Consider the following 5,904-nt stretch of genomic DNA (forward strand, 5'->3'; position numbering starts at 1 on the left):
TGACCCGCGCGCGCCTGCGTCGCGCGTTGCACCGGTTCGCCCCGCGCGTCGTCGTGGCCTGGATGAACCGGGCCGCGCGGTTCACGCCCACCGGCCCATGGGTTCTGGCGGGGCGGCTGGGGGGGTTTTACGATCTGGGCTATTATCGGCATTGCGATCATCTGATCGGCAACACGCGCGGTATCGTGCGGTGGCTGGGCGAGCAGGGGTGGCCGACCGCGCGCGCGCACTATCTGCCCAATTTCGCCATCGACTTCGGCGAAGCGGCACCGGTTCGGCCGGACTACGTGCCGCCCTCCGCGCCGCTGGTGCTCGCCCTCGGCCGGCTGCACACGAACAAGGCGTTCGACGTGCTGATCCCGGCGATGCGCCGGGTACCCGACGCACATCTCGTCATCGCGGGCGAAGGGCCCGAGCGCGCCGCGCTCGAGGCGCTGGCGCGGCAGTGCGGCGTTGCCGCGCGGGTGCATATGCCGGGCTGGGTGCAGCAGACGGCGGGATTACTGGCGGCGTGTGACGTGCTGGTCTGTCCGTCGCGTCATGAACCGCTGGGCAATGTCGTGATCGAGGCGTTTTCGGCGGGGCGCCCCGTGGTCGCCGCCCGCGCGCAGGGACCGGTGGAACTGATCACGCCGGGCGAGGACGGCCTGCTGGTGCCACTGGAAGACTTCGATGCCCTGGGAAACGCCATCGCATCGGTTGTCGAAGCACCTGATCTGGCCTGTCGGCTGGGGCGCGCCGGACGCCTGCGGTTCGAGGCCGAGTTCGCCAGTGCCCCGGTTTTGGCGCGCTGGCATGATTTTCTGACACGGGTCGGGAGGGGCTGACATGTGTGGGATCGCCGGTCTGTGCTGCGCGCGCGGGGCAGCCTGTGACGCGACGACCCTCGAACGCATGGCGCTGTCGCTGGCGCATCGAGGGCCGGACGGCACGCGCACCCGCCTGATGGGCAGTACGGGTTTTGTCCATACGCGTCTGGCGATCGTCGATCTGGCGGGCGGGGCGCAGCCGATCACGGTCGGCACGGGCACGATCGTCGCCAATGGCGAGATCTACAACGACCCGTCACTGCGCGCCGGTCCCCTGCAGGGCGAAACCTTCTCCACACACAGTGACTGTGAACCCGCGCTGCACATGTGGATGCGTGAAGGGCCCGGTTTCGCGTCGTCGCTGCGCGGGATGTACGCCATCGCGCTGGGCGAAGGCGGCCAGGGGCATCAGGAAGAGGTTCTGTCGCGCGACCCGTTCGGGATCAAGCCGCTCTATTACGCCGAACGGCCGCAGGGCGTGGCCTTCGCGTCCGAGCCGCGCGCTCTGCTCGACAGTGGCGTCGTGCCCCGCGCGGTTGATCCGGGGGTGCGCGCCGAATTGCTGGGCCTTCAGTTTACCACGGGCCGGGAGACGATCTTTCCGGGCATCCGCCGCGTGCTGCCCGGCGAGACGATCCAGATCGCCGACGGGCGTGTCCTGCACCGCCACCGGCTGTCGCCGATGCCCGAGGGGCCCATCGAGACGATCACGGAAGACGCGGCCCTCGCGCGGCTTGATCGGGCACTGGAAGACAGTGTGCAGGCCCATGAGCGCGCCGATGTGCCGTTCGGGCTGTTTTTGTCCGGCGGCGTGGACAGCGCCAGCGTTCTGGCCGTCATGGCGCGTCTGGGGCGGACGCGTGGTGCCGGTTCGCTCAAGGCCTGGACGGCATCCTTCGACGCACGCGGAGCAGCGGACGAGACGGCGCAGGCCGCGCATCTGGCCTCTGTTGCGGGGGCCGAGCATCGTGTGCTGCGCATCACGCGTGACATGGTCTGGGCGCATCTGCCCGCCATTGTCGCCTGCATGGACGACCCCGCCGCCGATTACGCCATCATCCCGACCTGGCTTCTGGCGCGCGAGGCGCGGCGCGAGGTCAAGGTGATCCTGTCGGGCGAGGGCGGGGACGAACTGTTTGCGGGATACGGGCGCTATCGGCGTGCGATGAAGCCGTGGTGGCGCGGCGGTCGACGCATGCGGCGGCGCGCGATCTTCGATGGGCTGGGCATTCTACGCGACGATCTGCCCGGCTGGCGGCGTGGTATCGACGCCGCCGAACTCGACGCCCGTCACTGGTCGTCGCGCCTGCAACAGGCGCAGGCGGTGGACATCGCCGAATGGCTGCCGAACGACCTGTTGCTCAAGCTCGACCGCTGTCTCATGGCGCATGCGGTCGAGGGGCGCACGCCGCTGCTCGATCCCGTGGTCGCGCAGGCAGTCTGGCGCCTACCGGATTCCATGAAAGTGCGTGACGGACGCGGCAAGTGGTTGTTGCGGCGCTGGCTGGCGGGCGCGATGCCCGATGCACGACCGTTCGCACCCAAGCAGGGTTTCACTGTGCCGATAGGGGCGTGGATCGCCGAGGATGGGGGCCGGTTGGGGCCACTCGTCGCCCGACAGCCCGTCATCCGGGAACTTGCCCATCCAGAACGGGTCGAAGCGTTGTTTCATGCCTGTGCTGGTCACCGGACGGCGGCGGCCGCGTGGTCATTGCTGTTTTACGCTCTCTGGCATCGTGCGCTGATCGAGGAGAGGCCTGTTACTGGAAACGTGTTTGACGTTCTGGGAGATCGGTAAAGGCACGAACCGTGCTGCGCGGATATGTGCCTTTATGGTTCTGGTAGTGGTTTGGGCACACCCCATGGTCGCCATGAATGCCTGAGATTCGCCCGGATGAAGGTATGCCGCGGTCTTGCATACCTTCCCAACGATTCTTCTCCGGTATCAGCGGGCCTTCAGTTTTTTCATCAGAACCGTTTTTGTTTTGCGCGCGGTTACGTTCACGCCGTGAGCGTAGGTCGGGTGCTGGCGTGATTGTCGGGACGCCAGAACGATCCGATGGTCTGGAACGTTGATGCGCCCAGTTCGCGATTGTGGGGCAGCATCGCCAAGGCGTGATGTTCGAATAAAGTCGGTTGCCGCACGAGTGCACGGAACAGCAACAAGAGCGTTTCCCGCAACTCCTCGATGCTGACCACGCCGATAAAGGGTTTGATGAAGTCGGCAAAATGATGCGTCTGGTCATGCATTTTTCTGATGAAAACACTTCTGACGAAATCGTAGTGTTTGGCATGATCGACGGTCACGAGACGCGCGCGGGCGCGCTCCTCGGCCTTGATCCGTTCATGATAAAAATTCTTTATCGCTGTCGTTCGCTCCATCATCACAAAGACGTCGGCAGGATTGAGAAATGGCCGGACCAAAACGGTGTCGAAGACATCAAACGAAACCACTGCGGCCCCGTTGATCAGGTCATAGAAATAGTCCGCGTTGAGGCCGTTGGCCTCTGTGGTATCGAGAACGTCAGATTTTTCATGCGTGGGCGTTTGTCGGCCATCAGGGAGGGCGAGCCGGAGTGCAGGTTCATGGTTGGTTCCTGGGTGGCTGAGGCGAAAGGCTGCGATGATGAGGTGAGAAGGCGATACATTTTGTTTCTTTGTTTGTCGATGGTGTTGCCCAGTGTCCAGGCTGCCCGGACGTGTCGTCGGCACTGGTTCGTTTATGCGTGGGAGGAGTAGTCGTGGCGCGTGGATGGGCGTATCGGTCGCAGTCAATATGCAAGAGAAGGGGCCACCATGCAGTTTGATCTGATCATCAAGGGGGGCACCTGCGCTCTTCCCTGGGGCGAGGTCGCGACCGATGTCGGCGTCCGCTCCGGGCGGATCGCCAGTCTCTCGGTCGCTGCCGCCGACACCGCGGACCAGGTGATCGACGCACGCGGGCTGCATGTGCTGCCCGGCCTGATCGACGCCCATGTGCACCTGCGCGACCCGGGCGACGCGGCGGTCGAGTCCATTCCCACGGGAACCCGCGCGGCGGCCCTCGGCGGAATCGCCTGTGTGTTCGACATGCCCAACACCGCGCCGGCGATCACGGATGCGGACATGCTGCGCTGGAAGCAGGAATATGCCTCTGCCCATGCCTGGATCGACATGGGGCTGTATGTCGGGGCGACGCGCGCCAACACCCCCGATCTGGCCACGCTCGAACAGTTCGACGGCGTCTGTGCGATCAAGGTGTTCGCGGGTTCCAGCACCGGCGACCTGATGATCGAGGACGATGCCGGGATCGAGGCGGTCCTGCGCAGCGGCCATCGCCGCGTCGCGTTCCATTCCGAGGACGAATATCGCCTGCAGGCGCGCAAGGGGATGTTCACCGAGGGGATGCCCTACGACAATCATCGGCTGTGGCGCGATGAGGAGTGTGCGTTCCTGGGGACGCGTCGCATCGCCGCGTTGGCCCGCAAGGCGCGTCGGCCGATCCACATCCTGCACACCTCGACGCAGGAGGAACTGCTCTGGTTGCAGGGGTATCGCGATATCGCGACGGTCGAAGTGCTGGTCAATCACCTGACGCAGGTGGCGCCGGAGTGTTACGAGCAGCTGGGCCCGCTGGCCGTGATGAACCCGCCGATCCGCGATCGCCGTCATTTCGACGCAAGCTGGGAGGCTGTGCGCAACGGCACGGTCGACGTCGTGGGATCGGACCACGCGCCTCACTCTTTGGCCGCCAAGGCACGTCCATGGCCCGCGACGCCGGCGGGGCTTACGGGTACGCAGACGATCGTGCCGGTCATGCTCGACCACGTGAACGCGGGTCGGCTGTCGCTCGGCCGAATGGTGGACCTGATGGCGGCCGGCCCCGCGCGCGTGTACGGCCTTCAGGCCAAGGGACGCATCGCCGCCGGATACGACGCCGATTTCACGCTGGTTGATCTGAAGGCGGAACGCCGGATCACCAATGACTGGATCGCCTCGCCGGTGGGGTGGACGCCCTTCGACGGCAAGGCGGTGCGTGGCTGGCCGATGGCGACGATCGTGCGCGGTAACGTCGTCATGCGCGACGATGAAATCCTCGGCGCGCCGGTCGGGCAACTGGCGGTGTTCACGCCATGATGCTGCCGCAATCGCACGGCTAGAGCACCGCTGGGTCGGGCATCTCGCCCGCTTCTGTCGAGGATAGAATCAGATCATGAGTCGTCTTCTCGGTGCCGCGATTGCTGCGGGACTGTGCCTGGGTGTCATGAGCGGACAGGCGCGTGCCGCGTCGTCAGGGTCGGCCTGCGGTGCCGAGCCGTCGGCCCCCAGGCTCGATGTGTCCAGTGTCGCCGCCTATAACGCCACGGTGGACAAGGTGACGGCCTATCAGAAGGCCGCGCGCACGTATGACACCTGCGCGACGAGCGCCGCCGCCAAGGAAGAGGCCGCGATCAGCGACGATGCCAAGGTTCGCATAGGGCGGGTACACGACGCCGCTGTCGCGTCACATGGCCGCATCGCCGCCAATTTCACCCAGCAGAGCGCCGCCCTTCAGGCGGCGAGCAAGAAGTTCGGGGGCCACTGAGCGGCTACTGAGCGGCGCGGCTTGGGGCCACGCCGCCACCGACCCTCAGGTGGGACGCCCGAAGGCCTGCATCCGCAGGGACTCGCGCTGTTTCGTGCCGTCTGGCCATTGCGGAGCCAGCGCCAGCACGCGCTGCCACGCTCTGAACGCCGCGCGCATGTCCTTTCGTGCCACCTCGGCCTGGGTCAGGATAGCCCATCCCTGCGGGTCGTCGGGCTCGGCCTGCAGATACAGGCCCAGATCGGTGATCGCGTCGTTGTCGTGTCCGCCGGCGATCGCGGCGGCGGCCCGGTCGCGGCGCAGGATCGTCAGGTCCGGCTGAAGCGCCATTGCGTCCCCCAGATCCTCGACCGCTGAATCCGGCTGTTGCGCCTCCATGTCCCGTGCCGCCCTGCGTTGCAGGAGGGCGGTCGCGGGGGCGGTCTTCGCGCGTCGCAGGGTGTCCATCTGCGCCACCAGCAGTCTGGTCCGGGTGCCGTCGACGGCGTGGAGCAGGGCCGCAGACAGATCGGCCAGCGTGGGCGCGTGGTC

The 5,904-nt window shown here is 66.3% G+C and carries 6 protein-coding genes; 4 read left to right on the plus strand and 2 right to left on the minus strand.

Annotation, left to right across the window (positions count from 1 at the left end; all coding sequences use genetic code 11):
* Together HUK82_RS13760 and asnB are read left to right on the plus strand one after the other, a co-directional pair.
* A partial coding sequence (locus tag HUK82_RS13760) for a glycosyltransferase (protein ID WP_176614504.1) occupies window positions 1–827 on the plus strand: 827 nt, incomplete at its 5' end.
* 1 nt (window position 828) lies between these two features.
* Window positions 829–2,607: an asparagine synthase (glutamine-hydrolyzing) gene (asnB, locus tag HUK82_RS13765; RefSeq protein ID WP_176614505.1), complete on the plus strand. Its 1,779-nt coding sequence runs from the start codon at window positions 829–831 to the stop codon at window positions 2,605–2,607.
* 203 nt (window positions 2,608–2,810) lie between these two features.
* Here asnB and HUK82_RS13770 read toward each other — a convergent pair whose 3' ends face one another.
* Window positions 2,811–3,521, minus strand: coding sequence for a hypothetical protein (locus HUK82_RS13770; RefSeq protein ID WP_176614506.1), 711 nt, complete (start codon window positions 3,519–3,521; stop codon window positions 2,811–2,813).
* An 84-nt stretch (window positions 3,522–3,605) separates the two neighbouring features.
* On the opposite strand from HUK82_RS13770, the gene HUK82_RS13775 reads away from it, so the two are divergent.
* Together HUK82_RS13775 and HUK82_RS13780 are read left to right on the plus strand one after the other, a co-directional pair.
* A complete protein-coding gene (locus tag HUK82_RS13775; protein WP_176614507.1) occupies window positions 3,606–4,925 on the plus strand; it encodes a dihydroorotase in 1,320 nt (439 codons plus the stop codon).
* A gap of 76 nt (window positions 4,926–5,001) precedes the next feature.
* Window positions 5,002–5,373: a hypothetical protein gene (locus tag HUK82_RS13780; protein WP_176614508.1), complete on the plus strand. Its 372-nt coding sequence runs from the start codon at window positions 5,002–5,004 to the stop codon at window positions 5,371–5,373.
* A 45-nt stretch (window positions 5,374–5,418) separates the two neighbouring features.
* Here HUK82_RS13780 and HUK82_RS13785 read toward each other — a convergent pair.
* Window positions 5,419–5,904, minus strand: a 486-nt coding sequence (locus HUK82_RS13785) for a tetratricopeptide repeat protein (RefSeq protein ID WP_176614509.1), incomplete at its 5' end; no start/stop codon positions are given.

The sequence above is a fragment of the Ameyamaea chiangmaiensis genome (genome assembly GCF_013376175.1).
Taxonomy (GTDB): domain Bacteria; phylum Pseudomonadota; class Alphaproteobacteria; order Acetobacterales; family Acetobacteraceae; genus Ameyamaea; species Ameyamaea chiangmaiensis.

What these genes read in the sequence shown, in the direction of transcription:
- HUK82_RS13780 (WP_176614508.1), top strand. Translation starts at nt 5,002, where the DNA reads ATGAGTCGTCTTCTCGGTGCCGCGATTGCTGCGGGACTGTGCCTGGGT.
- asnB (WP_176614505.1), top strand. Translation starts at nt 829, where the DNA reads ATGTGTGGGATCGCCGGTCTGTGCTGCGCGCGCGGGGCAGCCTGTGAC.
- HUK82_RS13775 (WP_176614507.1), top strand. Translation starts at nt 3,606, where the DNA reads ATGCAGTTTGATCTGATCATCAAGGGGGGCACCTGCGCTCTTCCCTGG.